Genomic DNA, 20,732 nt, shown 5'->3' on the forward strand with positions numbered 1-20,732 from the left:
ACCTTAGCGGGTTCAAAAAATGATCTTACAACCAATGGATAAAAAAATAGTTATTGCTATTGATGGATTCTCGTCGTGTGGGAAAAGCACATTTGCTAAGGCCATTGCAAAACGTTTAGGATACCTATATATTGATAGTGGAGCCATGTATCGCGTGGTTACGCTGGAACTGCTCCGCCGGGGGCTTATTAAGGATGGCGTGGTGGATACATCAATGCTTCAAAGTATTTTAAAGGAGATAAACATTGGCTTCTCATACGATCCTGTTAAAATGGTTTACCTTACAACCCTGAATGGCGAGGTGGTTGAGGACGAAATTCGGAGTCCGCAGGTTGCTAACCATGTGAGCCTTGTTGCCGCCATACCGGCAGTGCGAACCCGACTAGTGGAGCTGCAAAGGGAACTTGGCAAAAAAAAAGGAATTGTAATGGATGGCCGCGATATTGGTACAGTGGTATTCCCCAATGCAGAGCTGAAAATATTCATGACGGCCGACCCTATTGTTCGTGCCCGGCGCAGGTTAAAGGAGTTGCAGGAAAAGGGTTTGAATGTTACCTTAGACGAGGTACTTAAAAATATTGAGGAGCGCGATTACATTGACCAGAATCGCGATGTGGCTCCACTCCGCAAAGCCGATGATGCCGTGGTTCTCGATAATACTAACATGACAGTTGAGGAGCAAATGGAGTGGGTGGAGGAAATGGTTAAGCGCCTTACCGTTTAAACCAAATTATACCTTATCTGTTTAGCAGTATAATACTGAATTTGAATGAGAATTGAGATTGATCCTAATGCTGGTTTCTGTTTTGGTGTAGTAAATGCAATCAAGACAGCCGAAGAGAATTTGAGCAAAGGAATTGAAATCAACTGTCTGGGCGAGATAGTCCATAACGAGATGGAGAATAATCGTCTTAAAGGGATTGGCATGAAAACCGTAAAGCACGATCAACTGCCCGAACTGGCAGGGAGGAGTGTACTAATCCGTGCTCACGGTGAACCACCATCAACCTATGAGTTAGCAAAAAAGTACAACATCAACCTGGTTGATGCTACCTGTCCGGTGGTTCTTAAGCTACAGGAACGTGTCCGCAAGGCCTGGGAACGCCTTCAACCCCTTGGCGGAACTGTAATTATTTTTGGTAAAAAGGGGCACGCCGAGGTTATCGGCCTATGCGGACAAACTAACAACCAGGCTGTAGTAGTTCAGGATTTGAACGATCTTGACGGGATCGATTTCAGTAAACCTGTCGAAATTTTCTCGCAAACCACAAAGGAACCCGAGCACTATAGGGAGATTGTTGAGGAGATAAAGCGCCGGGTAGCTATATACAACACACAGCCCGAAACCCTACTTAAGGTTAACAATACCATTTGCGGACAGGTGTCGAACCGGAAGCCTCACATTAAGGCTTTTGCACAAAAACACGATGTGATGATTTTTGTTAGTGGCACCAACAGCTCAAACGGAAAGATGCTTTTTGAGGCCTGCCTGGAAGCAAACCCCAATAGCCATTTGATTGTTAATTCGGCTGAATTAAATCCTGAGTGGTTAAGTGGTTACCAGAGTGTAGGTATTAGCGGGGCAACCTCAACCCCACTTTGGCTTATGCAGGAGGTGGCAAGTGCCATTGAGGCAATTGTTAAGGGGAAAGGATAAAGGTTAAAGGATAAAGAAAAAGGGTAATGGATGGCCTGTCCTGAAATATGTCTCCGGGTTAATAAGTAGGTTCAGGGCTGTAAATAAAACATCATTAGGGTTTATAGAGTAGGATAATAAATGGTTTCTGCAGAACCTCTATGTTTTGGTTTCAGCAAGTCAACATTTCCCTAATTTCTGTAAAATGGTAGAAAATATGCTTTGGAAAGCTCAAATGTTTAGGTTAAGTATCTAAAAAATTGTTGACTATATAGTATAACCAAAAAAACGATACTATTTTTACCGACCAAATCAACAACTAAATTGAACATTATGAATTTGAAACTACGACTTACCCTAATGAATTTCCTTCAGTTTTTCATTTGGGGTTCATGGTTACTTACCATAGGGGCTTACTGGTTTCAAACCAAGCAGTGGAGCGGAACAGAATTTGGCGCTATTTTTTCCACAATGGGATTGGCATCGCTGTTCATGCCTGCCATAGCAGGTATCATTGCCGACCGTTGGATAAATGCCGAAAGGCTTTACGGAATTTTCCACATACTTGGTGGAGTAATGCTATTTATAGTCCCAATGGTCAATAACCCCACAACAATGTTTTGGGTTATGCTGGTTAACATGATGTTTTACATGCCAACCATTGCTCTTTCCATCACGGTTGCCTACTCCTCAATGAAAAGCAGGGGAATGGATATAATAAAAGAGTATCCGCCAATAAGGGTGTGGGGAACAATTGGTTTTATTGTGGCATTATGGTTTATCAGCTTAATGGGCTTTGAAACGTCATCAACCCAGTTTTACGTTGCTTCCATGGCATCGTTCATTTTAGGCCTATACGCCTTTACCTTACCTCAATGTCCGCCCTTGGGTCGTGGGCATAAGAAGTCGTTGGTTGATGAGCTTGGACTAAATGCGTTTAAACTTTTCAAGAGCACCAAGATGGCCATTTTCTTTATTTTTGCCATGTTGCTTGGTGCATCGCTGCAGCTGACAAACGCCTACGGCGACACCTTCCTTCACGATTTTGCCAAACTACCCCAGTTTGCTGATTTGGTTGCCGTAAAATACCCTGCCATTATCATGTCCATTTCACAGATCTCCGAAACACTGTTTATTCTTACCATTCCCTTCTTCCTTAAGCGTTTTGGGATAAAAAATGTGATGCTGATGAGCATGGTAGCATGGGTGCTGCGTTTTGGCCTTTTTGCAGTTGGCGATCCAGGCCCGGGTCTTTGGATGATTATCCTTTCATGTATAATCTACGGTATGGCTTTCGATTTCTTCAACATATCAGGTTCGTTGTTTGTTGAAACCCAAAGTGAGCCTTCCATAAGGGCAAGTGCGCAAGGTTTGTTTATGATGATGACAAACGGTTTTGGTGCTTTTCTGGGAAGTAGCATTAGCGGTATAATAATCGACAAGTTCTTCACCATACCTAATGCGCCTGAAGGTGCAATACAGTTCAACTGGACAGGCATTTGGATAACCTTTGCAGCCTACTCGCTAGTGGTTGCCGTTCTATTCGCTTTCCTATTCAAGCATAAACATAACCCTGCCGATGTGGCTAACGTTCAGCACTAAAAGGTAGGTGTGTTAAAATATAAAAGGCCATGGGAAAAACTCATGGCCTTTGTTTTTGGGAGATTTTATTACTTTTTCTTTTCTCTGCGTTTTATCTCGTCGCGAATTTTGGTTGCTTTTTCGTACTCCTCGTTTTCAACAGCCTCACTAAGTAAGCGGTTGAGCTCATCGAGCGATAACCTGCGGATTTGATCAGTAAAGCTGTCGGTTGGTTCTGGTGTTTCAGTTTCGCTCTCATCTTGAGGTTCTTCGGAGTTATACTCCTCCACATCGAGGGTGATACCTGCCTTTTCAATTATCTCCTCAGTGGTATAAATGGGGCAGTTGAACCTAAGGGCAAGGGCAACGGCATCGGATGTGCGCGAGTCAATAAAGAGTTCCTTTTTGCTATCCTCACAATGCAGTTTTGAAAAGAAAACGCCATCTTCCAGCTTATAGATGTGAACGTCAATAAGATCGATACCAAAGGCACGGGCAAAGTTGAGGAATAGGTCGTGGGTTAGCGGGCGGGGTGGGGTTAGCCCTTCGAGCTGAATGGCTATGGCTTGGGCCTCGTACCCCCCTATGATTATGGGAATTCGTCGGTTCCCATTCTCCTCGCTCAGAACCAGAGCGTATGCTCCTGATTGGGTTTGACTATACGATATCCCTAATACGGTTAACTTAATTTTACTCATTTGAACAAATGTTCAGTGTGTAGAAACAGATTTGCAAATTAAAACAAATATACCATTTATTCACAAACCCAAATAATTTTTTGAGTTGATAATTCAATGTTGGTTAGTTAACAAAAACACGCATTCCCTTTGTCTTCCTGAGCGAAGCGAAGGAACTCATTGTTAGTGTACCGTGTTCAGTGTGCAGTGTACAGCGGGGGGGGGTAAGGATAAAGGATAAAGGATAAAGGATAAAGGTTCAAGGTTTAAGGTTCAAAGTTCAAGGTTCATGTAAAAGGCATAATGTCATAGGCTTAGGATTTTTTATCAACCAACAACTATCAACTATCAACCATCAACTAAATAGGTATCAGAGTGTTACGCGGAGTTTGCGCGGTGTTACACAGAATGGCATTCACGAACAACGAATCACGATCAACGAACAATGAACAACGTTTCCAGCCCCGTAGGGGCGAAACATTTGTAACCCCATGGCTACTCCCACAAGTATAGCGATGCACGCAATACTTTTTCCAAAGAGCAATGGTGAATCATTGCATCGCAAAAGTAAAACTTGGCAAAGAGCCATTCACACATTCTTTCTTGCCTTGATACAAGAAAGAACCAAAGAAGATCAAGGCTGAAAAGCCCGACCCGATGGGTACCTCGTGGGTGGAACTGCCCCGCTATACAATTCGCCACGCCTGCGGCGTGACTCATGTGGTATAGCTTACTAGACCCACCGCCATGTTCCACCCCCGACCCATTGTCGGGCCAGGCTTTTATGCCACTGCCTGCTTCTTACGCTCCATTCCCTCTCAGGGATATGGGTTAGGGTGAGGTCAAAAAAAGCGAACGCGACAGGAAGTCGCGCTCGAACAAGGGATTCACGAACAACGAACGCCATCCCCAGCCCCGTAGGGGCGAAACATTTGTAACCCCATGGCTACTCCCACAAGTATAGCGATGCACGCAATACTTTTTCCAAAGAGCAAGGGTGAAGCATTGCATCGCAACAGAAAAGTAATGCAAAGAGCCATTCACACATTCTTTCTTGCCTTGATACAAGAAAGAACCAAAGAAAATCAAGGCTGAAAAGCCCGACCCGATGGGTGCCCCGTGGGGGGGGAACTGCCACGCGATACAATTCGCCACGCCTGCTTCTTACGCTCCATTCCCTCTCAGGGATATGGGTTGAAGTTAAGAAAGCGAACGCGATAGGAAGTCGTGCTCGAGCAAGGGGAATCATTCATTACAAAGCGAAGGGTACAGCAGCTCGCCCCAAAAACGCAAAAAAACTCGCCCAAAACAGGCGGGTTTCGCATTTATGTTGGTAACACGGATTACAAATCCGCGCTAGCAGGGGGGATTTCAAATCCGCGCTAGCAGGGTTACAAATCCGCGCTAGCAGGGTTACAAATCCGCGCTAGCAGGTTTGCTTGTACTCATAATGATTTAGATTAAAAATTACCATGTTGCTGCCCAATAAATAATTTGATGTTTAATTTTAGAACAAGCAATACCACTCAGATATCCATGCTTAATATTATCTGGCATTAGATACCATTCTGTTTTATATTTTTCTGGCAAAACATACTGATGCCCTTGTTTCAGAATCAAAATTTCATAATCAGGAGGGAGACCACAAAGAGTTGTAGAGTCGTAAAAATTTGGCTCACTGTTAAGTATACCATGAAAATTCATTACCAAAGAATTAGTTTTACTTAAATATTGCTCTTTAATGTAGAGGGTGTCAAATCTTTCGAGCATATCTCTTTCCGAACCAACAATAAAGTAATTGTCTTTCCGAACCGAATATTTGTTTATTGCCATCCTTGAAAAATCAGTTGTTATGTTTGTAAAATTAGTAGTATCTAAATACTCATATGCTTTTAAAACAAATGTAATGGCGAATTCTTCATTTGAGTACGGCAAATCTGTAGCACCTGCATTATTAATAAAAAAGATAGCTTTTGCATTTTCTGCCTGTTTGGGAAAAAAGTCAAATAAAGAATCTGGGATAATAAAATCTTCTACAGGATGCTCAATAAACTTATTGTCTTTATGTTGCCCTGATGAACAAGAGCAAAAACAAAACAAAATGACTGATAAATATAAAATTCGTTTCATGTCCTTTACTTTAAATCATGGATGTTTTTTAAAACTTCAAAAAATAATTGTTCCCAAGGTCCGGGTTTCCATGTTGGTGACTTACTATAATCATACCTTCTGGTTTCCCAAGTTTGTCTTGTGTATAAGTTTGTGCTAATGCTAGTTTCATTAAGAATTCTCTTTCCATAATAACCTGTAACCGTGTAGTTTCCTTTAACTCCTTTTGGAATGTAGCGCCAAGCTGACACACTTTCAAAACTTTCCCACGATTCATTTTGCCAAACTGGTCCATGTGGTTCAGCAATACTCCATGACCTTTCATAAGTATGAACATTGGCTACAAGTGGTTTTTTATCATAGCCTTTACCACTCATGAACGTTTCGGCATTTTTCCCTTTAAAGGTAGCCTGAAACTTATATCCAACAACTTCGGTAGCTTCTTTTGTGGGTATAGGAGCATCTTTATAAACTGGTGTTGATTTAACGCCTCCAGATGTCAAACTTGCATTTTGATATAACACAGCAACATCTGAAGTTTGTGGCGTTCCATCGGAAAACATACCGTTTTCCCCCATATGTACCCAGCCTTCACCAGTCATTGCTCCAGTCCCTTCATCTCCTTTACGCATTTCACTGTTGTAATATACATCACCAGTTTTCTCATTCATAAACCAATCGTCCAATGCCCCGGTAGGATCTGTTCTAATTATAGGACTATTTTGGCAATAAGAGTATGGTGAAACCCAACTTCTTTCGTCTGCCAATGGATCAACAGTAGTAAATCTGCCCAGTTGGGGGTTATAAAATCTTCGCCCGTAGTCGTACCAATCCAAAGAGCTGTTACTCAGCTTAAACTCCTGCTTCTCCTTGCCGTTATACAGGTAACGGTTGCCGTTGCTGATGGGCAGTGGGGCATGCTCCTTGCCAAAGGGGTAGTAGTCGGTGGTTTGTAGCACCGTTCCACTGCTGTTAAATACCACGCGGGTATTGCCCAGGTGGTCCCTTAGGAAGTACTCAAAGCTTAGGGTTTGGCCGCCCGTGGCATCGGTGGCACGGATTACCCCCTCGGCATGCAGGATGTAGTCGAGCGTTTTGTTGGCCTTGTACACAAAACCTCCGGCGTAGTAGCTCTGAACTCCCGTTCCTTTTAGCATGGCAACTTTGCTCCCGGTTACAGTGTAAATGTACGAAATATTACCGAGAACACAAGCGGTATCGTACCAACGCGGGTTTGAAAAGGCTTAGGGTACGGGTACATTTCCGTGTCAGCAACAAGGAAAGGTGAGGTTTAAAAAGCGATCGCGACAGGAAGTCGCGCTCGAGCAAGGGGAAGCATTCATCACAAAACGAAGGGTACAGCAGCTGTTGGTAGCACGGATTACAAATCCGCGCTAGCAGGGGGGTAAAGAGGACAAAAACCACATCCTTTACGCCATTGACGGACTTATCAAAAGTGTGAAGTTTAAAAATATTGCTGCTTTATAAAAAAAAACCGGGACATCCCGGTTTTTTTTGTTATCAGTCAAGGACATAATCACTTTCTATTTTAATATTTTCAAGTTGTTCCTTTGTCGAAAAATTGAAGTAATACCAAATACCCTCTAAACCAGACGCTATTTTAATTGTCCTTATGTGATTTAATCCAGGAGGGGTTTTGATAAAAAATTTCAAGAATACCTCGTCTTTCTTCATGCCTAACCTTATACCATAAAACAACTCGAAAGAATCATCCCTAATATCTGCTTTAAAAAGTTCCAGTCTTTCTGTTTCTGTATTCTCTATCAATTTAACATTAGTCTTTTCATCTTCTATACTGAATATTCTAAAAATATTAAAAGACGAATCTATCCTTACCTTTAAATCGCGTTTAATTAAGTACACATCTTTAAATTCTTTGAAATTTGCATATTTACCGAACGGATAAAACAACACCTTATTTGTAGAAACAATTAATAGGGTATCTCCCTTTTGCTCTAACTCTATGATTTCAAATTCTTTTTTTGCATACTGCATTAAAGAATCCTGAGTTATTTGAGATACTTCATTAGAGTGGATTTTCAAACTATTCGATTGAGTACATCCATATAATAATATGAAAAATGCTAACAGTTTCATAATCTATTTATTGAGGTGCAATTTGACCATTTACAACTTTGTAATTCCCTTGTGGTAAATTGTTTATTTGTTGAATAAATGAATTATTGGCAACCCTTGTATTGTCTTGTACTGCCGTTTCTGGCTGTGGTGTCAAATCAAAACTTCCTGTAGAATTGGTAGATTGATTATTTGTAGTAACAGGATTCCCGTTATTATCAATTTTTCCATCAGGTGTTTCGGTTACTGGTCTATAATATCCATAAAACTCAGAGTCACGATATTGTTCTGGATATATCGCATATGGATTTTCCATCGATAATTTTCCAGCACCTCGGGCATGAGTTAATTTTATCTTTCCATCTTCTCCAACTTCGGTAACCACGCCAACATGACCTTTCCATACAGCAATATCTCCAACTTGCGGGTCAGCCGAACTAATAAACTTGTCTTTATTGTCAAAGTAACTTTTTAAACCAGAAGAATTCATGTGTTGAACTCCATCTGTTATTTGGTCTGCTCCAAGTACCCTACAAACAAATTCAGCACAGTCCATATACTGTCTAGCTTCTGCAGTATTTGCGGTTCTCATTGAAGATACAGTTTCCTGTTTGTATTTAATTCCTGTCATACTTCGTGCAGCTTTTACTCTATCTCCTGGTCCCAGTCCATTATAATCAATGAACCTAATAGGATTATTTCCTGCATAGCAATAAGGAGATTGCCATGGGAACTTCTCTGCCAGTGGGTCAATAGTAGTAAATCTGCCCAGTTGGGGGTTATAAAATCTTCGCCCGTAGTCGTACCAATCCAAAGAGCTGTTACTCAGCTTAAACTCCTGCTTCTCCTTGCCGTTATACAGGTAACGGTTGCCGTTGCTGATGGGCAGTGGGGCATGCTCCTTGCCAAAGGGGTAGTAGTCGGTGGTTTGTAGCACTGTTCCACTACTTTTAAATACCACGCGGGTGTTGCCCAGGTGGTACTTCAGGAAGTACTCAAAGCTCAGGGTTTGGCCGCCCGTGGCATCGGTGGCACGGATTACCCCCTCGGCATGCAGGATGTAGTCGAGCGTTTTGTTGGCCTTGTACACAAAACCTCCGGCGTAGTAGCTCTGAACTCCCGTTCCTTTTAGCATGGCAACTTTGCTCCCGGTTACAGTGTAAATGTACGAAATATTACCGAGAACACAAGCGGTATCGCACCAACGCGGGTTTGAAAAGGCTTAGGGTACGGGTACATTTCCGTGTCAGCAACAAGGAAAGGTGAGGTTTAAAAAGCGATCGCGACAGGAAGTCGCGCTCGAGCAAGGGGAATCATTCATCACCAAGCGAAGGGTACAGCAGCTGTTGGTAGCACGGATTACAAATCCGCGCTAGCAGGGGGAGGGATGAGGTAAAAAAAGTTCGAACAAAGGGCTTTATAAGCTATTCACTATTAACAAAAATCACTAAACACTATACACTAAACACCAAACACTGTATCCTCCCCTACTTCCCCCTGAAGAGGTGCAGGAACCCCTTGTAGGGGCCACGGGCAAAACGGCGATCGTCCCAGCCACGGGCCTCGATAATGTAGTAGTAAACACCCTCGGCGGCCTCGGCTCCTAAGCTGGTGCGACCATCCCAGCCTTCCCAATCGCGGGGATTGCCGCTATAGGTGTACACCAACTTACCGCTGCGGCTATATATACGGATGGTAAACGAACGGATGGAGCGGATGCTCTCATCGGTGTCGGAAAAGCGGAAAAGGTCGTTCTTGCCATCGCCGTTGGGCGAAAAAACATTGGGGATGGCATCGGCGCTTATGCGCGAGGAATCAACCTTAATATCGGTAATAGCCGAATCGATACACCCCGAGAGGGTATTTACCGAGTAATGGTAAACCTTGTAGAATCCGGGAACCATTACCTTTTTATCGGGGAATGCCTCGTTGCGCTGTGCAATCAAGGAGCTATCGCGCCAAACTGTAATATCATAGATGCTTTCAGGGGTAATCTTTCGGGTTGTAATGCGCCAGTAAATGGAATCGCAATTCAGGCTTTTGCTTTCAAGCCTCAGGCCAAGCAGAGCCTCATACTCGGCATTCGCATCAAAATCGTTCCATACTCCATTTTCGTCAACCTGAATCAGATTATCGGCCTTGGTTGTAATGGCAGCAACCTCCGGGGTTGTAAGGGTTAGGGTTCGGCCAAACGGGTTTTGGATGGTAACGGTATAGGTGGAATAATATAGAGGTGCAGGATTTTCAATAACCAACTTTAATGCTGAGGACGATGGCAGCTCAATACGGCTCTCCGATGCCTGCCAGGTAACATTAGCAAAGTATTGCTGCCCGTAGGTATTCCGTTCAGGCTGATTTGAGCGCGAAAGGTCATGGTAGACAAACCGGTCGTAGGCAACGTTGTACGACGAGGGAGTTGTGATTGGGTTAAGCTCAAGGAACTGGCAGCTGTTGTATATGTCAATCCGGTTGAGCGTAACGTTATCGGTAAAAAGCCAGCAGGTAAAGGTTTCAGTTGAATCGGTAATATCAGTGATTACTACTCTGTAGCCACCCTCGGTCAGGTTTAATTGATTGCTTTGCGCAACACCTGTTTCCTCCGCAAACTGTTCAAACCGTAAGGCAGGATTTGAGATTAGGGGGTTATACCTATACCATTTAAAGCTGGCACTATTCCCGGTGGTGTGGCGAGCGCTAAGCGTGCCAATATCGCCATAAAATACAAATATTGAATCCTGTTTAGCCGTATTGCTATACTGGGTAAGTAAGGTTAAAACCCTCCCCGGAGCAGTTAGCTGTGCCTGCGAGGCAAAGGCCCAACTCACAGTGGCGATTAACACAAGGTGTATTTTAGTCCAAAATCGCATCAGAAATAGTTAGTGTAACGGTATGGTTTTGGTTTATTAAACGGTAAAGATGCAAAATTATGCATAAAGTTTTGCAGAATATTTCTGATGATTTTGGCTATTCAATCCTACGAATATCGGCGCCAATGGCATTGAGTCGCCCATCAATATTCTCATATCCGCGGTCAATCTGCTCAATATTGTGAATAACGCTCTTCCCCTCGGCCGAAAGGGCAGCAATAAGCAGGGCAACGCCTGCCCTGATATCGGGCGAGGTCATAACGGTGGGGCGTAGCTTCATATTCCTATCGTGACCTATAACGGTAGCGCGGTGCGGGTCGCAAAGGATTATTTGAGCGCCCATGTCAATTAGCTTATCCACAAAGAATAGTCGGCTCTCAAACATTTTCTGATGGATTAGCACTGAGCCCTTAGCCTGGGTGGCAACCACCAGGAAAACGCTGAGCAGGTCGGGAGTTAGCCCGGGCCAGGGAGCATCGGCAATGGTGAGTATGGAACCATCAATAAAGGTATCAATCTCGTAATGCTCCTGGGGTGGTATATGGATATCATCGCCTATAACCTCAAACTCAATGCCCATGCGACGGAACGAATCGGGAATAATGCCAAGGTTTGGATACGATACGTTACGAATGGTGATATTGCTGGCAGTCATGGCCGCAAGGCCAATGAACGAACCAATCTCAATCATATCGGGCAGAATGGCATGGGTGCAGCCACCCAGCGACTCAACCCCCTCAACGGTAAGCAGGTTTGAACCAATACCCGATATTTTTGCCCCCATACTAACCAGCATCTTGCTAAGCTGCTGTAGGTATGGTTCGCATGCAGCATTGTAAATGGTGGTTGTGCCCGGAGTAAGCACCGCGGCCATCAGTATGTTAGCCGTTCCAGTAACCGAGGCCTCATCGAGCAGCATGTATGCACCCTGCATGTTTTTACCCTCAAGGGTAAAGAAATTCTCACGTGTATCAAAGTTAAAGGTTGCGCCCAACTTCTGGAATCCCAGGAAATGGGTATCCAAGCGTCGGCGGCCAATTTTATCACCACCGGGTTTTGGGGCGTATGCTCGGCCATATCGCGCCAGCAGTGGTCCAACCACCATGATTGAGCCGCGTATGGCTGCAGCTTTGACCTTAAAATCGTTTGTGGTAAGATACTCTACATCAACATTCTTGGCCCTAAAGGTGCATTCCGAGGAGCTATGCCTCTGAACCTCTACTCCCATTCCCTGAAGAAGTTCAATTAGTTTATTAACATCGCGGATGTTTGGGATATTCTTGATTGTAACTGGTTCAGCTGTGAGTAGCGTGGCGCAGATGATTTGCAGGGCCTCATTCTTTGCCCCCTGCGGATGTAACTCGCCTTTTAGCGGCTTACCACCGTATACCTCAAATGTTGCCATGTAGTAAGTATTTTAACGCTTACGATGATGTTTGGGTCGCTTACCTCCGGTAGGTTTAACCTCGCGCTTATCAATCAGCTTTGAGCCCGGAGCCATAACCAGCCTGCCATTGCTGAGGGTTTGCATATCGCGAAATATATCGTCGTCGGTAACCGATTCCTTATTCCAGGTAATATTGGCCTTTTTCATCTGGTTGGCTATAAGCTGCTTAAAGGCTTCCTTTTCGGGACCCTCGTCCATTGCAATGGCCTTCTCAATCATCAGTTCAATAATACGCCCGTAATGCTTGAACTTAACGGGATGGCTGGGGTAAGGAACGTTCCGTGGCTTTTCGTAATATTTTTCCACGTCGGGCCTGGGGTAAGGCGAATCGATATCGAGCTTGAAGTCGGACATGATGAAAAGGTGATCCCAAAGCTTATGGCGGAAATCGTTAACCGCTCTCAGCTGGGGATTAAGATTGCCCATTATGGCAATAAGTGATTTGGCAAGCCTGTTACGCTCATCCCTATCCTCAATGCTTGCTATGTGATCGACCATTTGCTGGATATGCCTTCCGTACTCGGGTAATCGCAGCTTTTTTCGTTGGGTATTGTAATCCATCTAAAGTGTTTTAGTAAGAAATGTAATAAATATTAGAAGTACAAGACATTCATATTAATCACAAAAGTACACTAAAAATTTCATTTTAATCCAAATTCGTTAATTGATAAAATCAATGTACAAACTTCTACAAAAAATGCTTCCCCATTTCGATTTAACGTACTCTAACTTCCTCTCTTTCTACGGTTCCGACTCATTCCGAGTCATTCAGCCCCATTTCTCCAATAATGTTTCTACCTCTCCAATTTTATTAGATAGGTTGAATTTTTAATTAAAGGTACTTGGATTATTCCCACACCCCTCCATTCTCAAAGAATTCAAACAGGTATTCGTCCTGATACTTGATATCGTTTTTTTTCAAAATCTCTAAATATTCTTCCTTAAACGATTTCTTTTGATGATGCTGCTCTTGGTTGTGAATGTATTTCACTACAGTATCTAGTTGTGAACGCGAATGTGTAAATGCCCCATAACCTCTTTGCCATTCAAATTTGAATTTTGAAAGTTTTTCTTTATTTACCCAAGCAGTACTTGAAGTTTTAATATGCTCCACCAACTGGGGTATTAGCTGGTTTACATTATAACCAATAAGAATATGAATATGGTCTGGCATACATTTCACTGCCAGCATTTTATGTCCGTTGTTCTGAACAATACCCGTTATATATTTTTCCAGATTTTCTTTCCACGATTTTTTTATTAAAGCATCTCTGTTTTTAGGCGAGAAAACTAGATGTATGTATAACTGGGTAAATGTGTTAGCCATACTCTTTTTTTCAAATATAATTGATTTTAATTGTTATTGGGATGCAATTTTATGCGATCTTTATAATACAAATGTTACGGCGCTATGCGCCTAATGACTCCCTTGCATGTGTTTTGGGTACAAGGGTTTCGGTGCTATGCACCTATTTTAGCTGCAACGCAGCGGAATATTTGTTGGGAAAGAAACAATTATTCCCGCCCTCAAGCTGCAGCGCAGCGGAACCAAAGATTTTCCTTTGATCAATTTGTCTGGGAGTGGAATAAGGTTTCGGCGCTACGCGCCTAATGATGTCTTTGTGTTCAGTTTAAGTACAAAGATTTCGGTGCTACGCACCTATTAAAGTTGCAGCGCAAGGAAGTATTTGTTGGGAAAAAGAATAATTAATCAAATGGGTACAGTGGTTACGGCGCTACGCGCCTAATGGCTCGCTTGTGTGCATTTTGGGTACAAAGATTTCGGTGCTACACACCTCTTTCAGCTGCAGCGCAGCAAAATATTTGTTGGGAAAGGAACAATTAATCATAACCTCAAGCTGCAGCGCAGCGGAACCATAAATTATCCTTCAATCAATTCGCCCTATAATAGATTAAGGTTTCGGTTCTATCCCGCCTTAATCAGCTAAATGTTTTACACAAGCTGTTTTAGGTTTGCAAATTTAAGCAATAAATTCTTAGAGCCCACAATGTTAAAGTTAACCAAAGCTTTGCGGTTAGGCCCGACACCCTCAATTGCCTCCACAACACCCTCGCCAAACTTGGCGTGGAAAACGGTCATTCCTACCGTAATGGCATCGGGCGATATATCCTTGGCGTTTTTAGGAGCTGATGGCGCCTGAGTGCTTGCCCTTGAGAACGCCGATGCGGACTGTGTGGAGGGCTGGCGGCTAAATCCGCCAAAGTTTTGCCCCTTTACAGCTTGCCTCTCGGCCGTGCTCCCAAACTCATCGTCGCTATAGGGAACATCGATATATTCAGAGTCTATCTCTTTGATAAACCGGCTTGGAGTGCATTGCGTTGGCGAACCCCACCTATAGCGGGTTTGGGCATAGGTGATATATGCCCTTCTGGCAGCGCGGGTAAGTGCAACGTAAAAAAGGCGACGCTCCTCCTCCATGTCCTCCTGTGACTTGATATTTAGCGATGATGGGAAAAGGTTCTCTTCGAGTCCAGTGAGAAAAACGTAATCGAACTCAAGCCCCTTGGCGGAGTGAACTGTCATTACGCTAACCCTGTTTTTGTCGCCATCTTTATCGGTATCCTGATCGGTAAGCAGGGCAACGTTCTCAAGGTAATCGACCAGGGTTACAGTTTCCTCCATGCCCTCCTCCTTACGACCTTCAATAAACTCGCGGATACCGTTAAGCATCTCCTCAATGTTCTGCAGGCGCGATATCCCTTCCTGGCTCTTATCGGCCTTTAGGTCGGTGAGCATGCCCGAAGCGTTAGCAATGGCATACACAGCCTCGTAGGCATCCATGGTGTAAACCTTTTGCTGGAACGACACTATCAGATTCCTGAACTCCTCAAGCTTTTTGGCAGCAGCAGGTTTAACCCCACCATTATGTTTACCCAATTCACCAACGGTTTGCCAAAGGCTAAGTCCCAACTGGTTGGCAAGGGCCTGAAGGTGCTCCATGGTTGTGTCGCCTATTCCACGGGCGGGGTAATTAACCACCCGGTTAAAAGCCTCATCATCGTTGGGGTTTACGGTAAGGCGAATGTAGGCTATAAGGTCCTTTATCTCCTTACGTTGGTAAAACGAGAGGCTACCGTAAATACGATAGGGAATGTTGCGCTTGCGCAGGGTCTCCTCAAAAATACGCGACTGGGCATTGGTGCGGTAAAGAATGGCAATATCGCTATAGCTGCAATGGGCCTGGTGCACCAGGCTCACAATCTCCGAAGCCACAAGGAAACCCTCCTCCTGATCGGTAAACGCTTTAATCAACTTTATAGGTTCGCCCACCTCGTTACTGGAATAGGCCACCTTTGGTATTTGACGCTGGTTCTTGGCAATTACGCTGTTTGCAGCATTTACAATGGTTTGGGTAGAACGGTAGTTCTGCTCCAGCTTGAACAGCTTATAGTCCTTGTAATCGTTCTGGAAGTTGAGGATATTCTCAATTTTTGCACCACGGAACGAGTAAATGCTCTGGGCATCGTCGCCCACCACGCAAAGGTTACGGTGACTCTCAGAAAGCTTTTTTACAATCAGATACTGCGAGAAGTTGGTGTCCTGATACTCATCAACCAGGATGTAGCGGAACTTATTCTGGTACTTTTGCAGCACATCGGGGAAATCGCGGAAAAGGATATTGGTGTTCAGCAGCAGATCGTCAAAGTCCATAGCCGAAGCCTTTTGGCATCGCTGGGAGTAAAGGGTGTAAATTCGATGTATTTCACCCTTGCGGGAGCTAATATCCTGCGAAATGATGGAGGCATTTTGTGCATAGGCTTGAGGCGTTATCAGGTTGTTCTTGGCAATGGATATTCGCGACAGAATCTCGCCGGGCTTATACACCTGAACATCGAGCTTAAGCTCCTTAATGATTTGGGCAATCAGGTTCTTGGAGTCGGTGGTGTCGTAAATGGTAAAATTCTTGCTATATCCAAGCAACTCGGCCTCGTTACGCAGGATTTTAGCAAATATTGAGTGAAAGGTTCCCATCCAGAGCTTAGAAGCAGTCTCATGCCCCACAATGCGGGCAATACGCTCCTTCATCTCCCTGGCTGCTTTATTGGTAAAGGTAAGCGCCAAAACCGACCATGGCTTAACGCCTAGGGTAAGTAAGTGTGCAATGCGATATGTTAAAACCCTTGTTTTACCTGAACCTGCCGAAGCAATCACTAAGCTGGGCCCCTCAGTGCAAGTAACCGCTTCGCGTTGAACCTCGCTTAACTCATCCAAATAGTTTGTCATTCCAGCTCTAAAAAAATTTACCACAAAAGTAGTGGTAGCATACCATTACAACAAGCATATCATTAGTTTGTTATCAACATGCTTTATAATGAAACGATATTTATTGTCAAATTCGATACTGGTTAATAGCGAAACTGCAATCCACCAAACACATCGGCAGGGATACATCTTGTAAAAATCGATTTTGTTTTATACTTTTAGTATGGGAAAACCTTTTGATAACCAAAATGGAAAAATTAATTCATTCACGGTCAACCATTGCCAGCCTGATATTCAACGGTAAAATGTTCCACCTACTAAACCCCTGGCATATTGAGGTAGATACCAATCAGGAAACCATTACCATACGTAAGCGCAACCCATTCCTGATAGGGTTCGATGAGCAAATAGTATCGTTCAGGTATATCCGCAGTATAATGATAGATGAGCACCTGTTTGGCGCCGATATTCACGTAAAGGTAGTAGGAGGCAGAGCCTCGGCCTACTGCATTTCCAAGAGCGATGCCAGGAGAATTAAAAATACGCTCCTGGAATACAATACCACAAAAAGGGGAAGGGGAATAATCTTTGCTTAGAGTTGATATCTCCCAAAAAACTTAAGTTTATTTTTTTTGATTTACTTTGGGGCTACATTTTTGTTGTAATTACCCCAAGTAATCTTTTATATGCAATCACAGGAAAAACATCAGGAATCTACAGTAGTGCTAATCCTGGTAATGTTCACATCGTTTATTACTCCCTTTATTGGGTCGGCAATAAACCTGGCTTTGCCAATGATTGCCCATGAGTTTGGGCTAAATGCTATTACTATGAGCTGGGTAACCATGGCCTTTCTGCTCTCGTCGGCAGTATTTCTGGTGCCCCTAGGTAAGTTGGCCGACATATTCGGACGGAAAAGAGTTTTCCTTACCGGTAATGTAGTGCTTGCATTGGCATCGCTTTTGGCCGTATTTGTGCCCAATGGCGCAACACTCATAGCATTGCGGGTTGTTCAGGGAATTGGAAGCGCCATGATGTTTGCAACTGGCATCGCCCTTATCACATCAGTTTTCCCGCCCAACGCAAGGGGTAGAGCTATTGGAATGAACGTTACTGCGGTATATGTTGGCCTTTCGGCTGCGCCAGTTCTTGGAGGTTTAATGATTGACGCACTGGGGTGGCGAAGCTTGTTCTACATCCCAGCATTGCTGGGCATACCTGCCGTGATTGCTGCTATACTTACCATTAAAGGCGAATGGGCCGAAGCCAAAGGAGAAAAGTTCGATATTTTAGGGTCAGGTATATTTATAGTATCGATGTGCGCCCTGATGTATGGGTTCTCAAAACTCCCATCCACTGTTGCTATAGTCCTAACCGCAGTAGGCCTTTTAGGCCTTGCCCTTTTTGTTAAGCTGCAAATGAAACTTGAATACCCGGTTTTTAACGTATCGCTCTTCAGGGTCAATAGGCTTTTTGCGCTTTCGAACCTTGCTGCGCTGATAAACTATGCAACCACCTTTGCCATAACCTTTGTTTTAAGCCTTTACCTGCAATACATCAAGGGTTTAAGTGCGCGCGAGGCTGGCTTGCTACTGGTTATTCAACCGCTTGTTATGGCGGTTATAGCATCGTGGTCGGGGCGGCTTTCCGATAAGCACGATCCACGCATACTGGCATCGGCAGGCATGGGAGTAATTGCAGTAGGTTTGGCTCTGCTTATCCCTATCAGTAAAGAAACGGCTGTTACGTACATTGGGGTGGTTCTGGGCATTCTGGGGCTTGGTTTTGGAATGTTCTCATCGCCCAATACCAATGCCATTATGGGCTCGGTTGAAAAACGTTACATTGGGCTTGCATCGGGGACAGTGGCAACCATGCGGTTGGTTGGCCAAATGTTGAGCATGGGCATTGCTACCATGGTAATCCACGTATTTATTGGCACGGGAACCATAAACGCATCAAACCATAAGCAGTTTATTCTTTCGGCCAGTGTTACGTTTGCAATATTTGTAGCCTTAAGTGTTTTAGGGGTTTGGGCATCGCTGGCAAGGGGTGGGAAGAACGGAAATCAAGCTTAAAAGCATATCAACATCAACTTTATTGGTCAACCCAATCGCCATGCGCCTTAATTAATGCAATTAGCTCATCAATAGCCTGTTCCTCAGGAATATTCTTCTTTACAACCTCCTTGCCCTTGTAAAGGGTAATCCTGCCGGGGCCTGCACCCACATAGCCGTAATCGGCATCGGCCATTTCGCCCGGGCCATTTACTATACAACCCATTACCCCAATTTTTAACCCTTTCAGGTGCGAGGTAGCGCTCCTAACCTTCTGTAGCGTTTGCTGCAGGCTGAATAGCGTGCGCCCACAACCGGGGCAAGCAATATATTCCGTTTTGGTAACTCGTGTTCGGGCAGCCTGCAGAATGGCAAATGCTGTATTCCTTATCGCCTCAGGGGATAGTGGCGAAGTTAACATTACCCCGTCAATCAGCCCATCAATCAGTAGTCCACCCACATCGGAAGCAGCTTTAAGCTGAAATTCTTCCTTTTCGGCATCGGAGTAACCGCGTACGACAACCACAGGCAAGCTAATTTCCTGGCGCATCAGCTCAATCACAGCAGCTCGTTGCTCAGCAAATCCATTTGAATTGCTGGTGGATAACAACAATACCACGTTTTGGCTTCCCTTTAGTGCCGATACCAGATCGGGGTTTAACAGATCGGTATAGGTAACGCTTAACAGCACCGAACCCAATGACTTTTGGTTGATAAAATCATCAACCTTTACTAAGCGGAAATTGGGTGTATGTTCCGAAATAACCGGTAAACCATTGAGGTTGGGGCTTGGTTCAAATCCGGGAACTACAAAGTAGTCGGGGGCGGTATCGGTTGGCTGCCATACCTTTTTTATCGAATCCAATCTCCATCCCCACGCATTGGCAGTAGTCTCAGTAAAAACTTCGTTGATGTAAGCAAATACTCGTGGAGGGTTTGCTCCACCAATTCCTTTAACCTCATGGGTTGTACGCCGTTTATACTCGTACGGATTGTACGGTAGGCTATCGATGCTTTTTAAGCTAGGCGAAGTTTTCCTATTGGCAAAGTAGCTTACCAATTTCCTTGCTACTGGTATTTCGTTTTCGGGCTCCTCGGTAAGTGAAACCCGAATGGTATCGCCAATGCCATCGGCAAGGAGCGCTCCAATTCCCACAGCCGATTTAATGCGGCCATCCTCTCCATCGCCAGCCTCGGTAACACCAAGGTGAAGCGGGAAATTCATACCCTCGTCATCCATGGTGGCAACCAAAAGCCTTACGGCTTGCACCATCACACGGGTATTGCTCGATTTCATGGAGATAACCAGCTGGTTAAACCCATGCTTTCTGAAAATACGCAGGAACTCCATGGCCGACTCAACCATTCCAGCGGGAGTATCGCCATAGCGACTCATAATCCTATCGGAAAGTGAGCCATGGTTTACCCCAATGCGAATGGCAACGCCTCGTTCCCTGCAAATCTCAATTAGCGGAAGTAACCTCTCCTCAATGCGTTTGAGCTCATCGGCATACTCCTGGTCGGTGTAGCTTACAGTTTCAAACTTGGCGCGGGGATCCACATAGTTGCCCGGATTTATTCGCACCTTTTCCACATGCTTGGCAGCCTCAAGGGCTGCAGCAGGGTTAAAATGAACATCGGCTACAATGGGGGTGGTATAGCCCCTGGCAATAAGTTCGCCCTTTATGTTTTGCAGGTTAGCAGCCTCGCGGGTACCCTGAGTGGTAATACGCACAAACTCGGCTCCAGCCTCAATTGCCCTAATGCATTGCTCAACGGTTGCCTGCGTGTTGTTGGTATCGGTAGTGGTCATGGTCTGCACCCGTATAGGATTACCTCCGCCCAGCGGAGTATTGCCAACCATAACCTCAACGGTTATTCTGCGCTTAAAATCAGCTATACTATCGATGTAGCTCCTCATGGCAAATAGTATTATTCTGCAAAGTAAATACTTTTTACAGTATTACCTGGGTTGAGAAGTGAGAGGTGAACATAAAAAAATAGAACACTGATTACGCTGATTCAATTGATTTACA

Annotated in this window: 16 protein-coding genes; 5 read left to right on the top strand and 11 right to left on the bottom strand. The window is 44.3% G+C overall.

Translation table 11 applies throughout. The annotated features are described in order from the left end of the window. Positions 1 to 34 precede the first annotated feature (34 nt). The 3 genes from cmk to AB6811_RS06180 all read left to right on the top strand — a co-directional run bounded on the left by cmk (position 35) and on the right by AB6811_RS06180 (position 3,238). Positions 35 to 724, top strand: coding sequence for a (d)CMP kinase (gene cmk / locus AB6811_RS06170; RefSeq protein WP_369489568.1), 690 nt, complete (start codon positions 35 to 37; stop codon positions 722 to 724). A gap of 45 nt (positions 725 to 769) precedes the next feature. After that, positions 770 to 1,657, top strand: a complete 888-nt coding sequence (locus AB6811_RS06175; protein WP_369489569.1) for a 4-hydroxy-3-methylbut-2-enyl diphosphate reductase — start codon at positions 770 to 772, stop codon at positions 1,655 to 1,657. A gap of 312 nt (positions 1,658 to 1,969) precedes the next feature. Beyond that, positions 1,970 to 3,238, top strand: a complete 1,269-nt coding sequence (locus tag AB6811_RS06180; protein WP_369489570.1) for a nucleoside permease — start codon at positions 1,970 to 1,972, stop codon at positions 3,236 to 3,238. Positions 3,239 to 3,306: 68 nt separating this feature from the next. Here AB6811_RS06180 and AB6811_RS06185 read toward each other — a convergent pair whose 3' ends face one another. The 10 genes from AB6811_RS06185 to AB6811_RS06230 all read right to left on the bottom strand — a co-directional run bounded on the left by AB6811_RS06185 (position 3,307) and on the right by AB6811_RS06230 (position 16,660). Further along, the gene (locus tag AB6811_RS06185; protein ID WP_369489571.1) at positions 3,307 to 3,915 is read right to left on the bottom strand and encodes a bifunctional nuclease domain-containing protein; all 609 of its coding nucleotides are present in this window, start codon (positions 3,913 to 3,915) and stop codon (positions 3,307 to 3,309) included. 1,446 nt (positions 3,916 to 5,361) lie between these two features. After that, positions 5,362 to 6,024 (bottom strand): hypothetical protein, encoded by a 663-nt coding sequence (locus AB6811_RS06190; RefSeq protein WP_369489572.1) that lies wholly within the window; start codon positions 6,022 to 6,024, stop codon positions 5,362 to 5,364. 5 nt (positions 6,025 to 6,029) lie between these two features. Then, complete coding sequence (locus AB6811_RS06195; protein WP_369489573.1) at positions 6,030 to 7,160, bottom strand: RHS repeat domain-containing protein; 1,131 nt, start codon at positions 7,158 to 7,160, stop codon at positions 6,030 to 6,032. Positions 7,161 to 7,524: 364 nt separating this feature from the next. Further along, entirely contained in the window at positions 7,525 to 8,121 is a 597-nt protein-coding gene (locus AB6811_RS06200) for a hypothetical protein (RefSeq protein ID WP_369489574.1), read from the bottom strand. A 7-nt stretch (positions 8,122 to 8,128) separates the two neighbouring features. Beyond that, positions 8,129 to 9,235: an RHS repeat-associated core domain-containing protein gene (locus tag AB6811_RS06205; protein ID WP_369489575.1), complete on the bottom strand. Its 1,107-nt coding sequence runs from the start codon at positions 9,233 to 9,235 to the stop codon at positions 8,129 to 8,131. Between the two features lie 352 nt (positions 9,236 to 9,587). Next, positions 9,588 to 10,940, bottom strand: a complete 1,353-nt coding sequence (locus tag AB6811_RS06210; RefSeq protein ID WP_369489576.1) for a T9SS type B sorting domain-containing protein — start codon at positions 10,938 to 10,940, stop codon at positions 9,588 to 9,590. 124 nt (positions 10,941 to 11,064) lie between these two features. Next, a complete protein-coding gene (murA, locus tag AB6811_RS06215; RefSeq protein WP_369489577.1) occupies positions 11,065 to 12,372 on the bottom strand; it encodes a UDP-N-acetylglucosamine 1-carboxyvinyltransferase in 1,308 nt (435 codons plus the stop codon). A 12-nt stretch (positions 12,373 to 12,384) separates the two neighbouring features. Next, a complete protein-coding gene (locus tag AB6811_RS06220) occupies positions 12,385 to 12,975 on the bottom strand; it encodes a DUF4290 domain-containing protein (RefSeq protein ID WP_369489578.1) in 591 nt (196 codons plus the stop codon). Positions 12,976 to 13,261: 286 nt separating this feature from the next. Then, complete coding sequence (gene tnpA / locus AB6811_RS06225; protein WP_369489579.1) at positions 13,262 to 13,741, bottom strand: IS200/IS605 family transposase; 480 nt, start codon at positions 13,739 to 13,741, stop codon at positions 13,262 to 13,264. 627 nt (positions 13,742 to 14,368) lie between these two features. Further along, positions 14,369 to 16,660, bottom strand: coding sequence for an ATP-dependent helicase (locus AB6811_RS06230; RefSeq protein WP_369489580.1), 2,292 nt, complete (start codon positions 16,658 to 16,660; stop codon positions 14,369 to 14,371). A gap of 227 nt (positions 16,661 to 16,887) precedes the next feature. Here AB6811_RS06230 and AB6811_RS06235 point away from each other — a divergent pair, with 227 nt between their 5' ends. Both AB6811_RS06235 and AB6811_RS06240 read left to right on the top strand, forming a co-directional pair. Next, positions 16,888 to 17,235, top strand: coding sequence for a hypothetical protein (locus AB6811_RS06235; protein WP_369489581.1), 348 nt, complete (start codon positions 16,888 to 16,890; stop codon positions 17,233 to 17,235). 90 nt (positions 17,236 to 17,325) lie between these two features. Beyond that, entirely contained in the window at positions 17,326 to 18,717 is a 1,392-nt protein-coding gene (locus tag AB6811_RS06240; RefSeq protein ID WP_369489582.1) for an MFS transporter, read from the top strand. A 19-nt stretch (positions 18,718 to 18,736) separates the two neighbouring features. Here the strand turns inward: AB6811_RS06240 and ispG are convergent, their stop codons facing one another. After that, entirely contained in the window at positions 18,737 to 20,617 is a 1,881-nt protein-coding gene (ispG, locus tag AB6811_RS06245; protein WP_369489583.1) for a (E)-4-hydroxy-3-methylbut-2-enyl-diphosphate synthase, read from the bottom strand. Positions 20,618 to 20,732: the final 115 nt, after the last annotated feature.

The sequence above is a fragment of the Tenuifilum sp. 4138str genome (genome assembly GCF_041102575.1).
Taxonomy (GTDB): domain Bacteria; phylum Bacteroidota; class Bacteroidia; order Bacteroidales; family Tenuifilaceae; genus Tenuifilum; species Tenuifilum osseticum.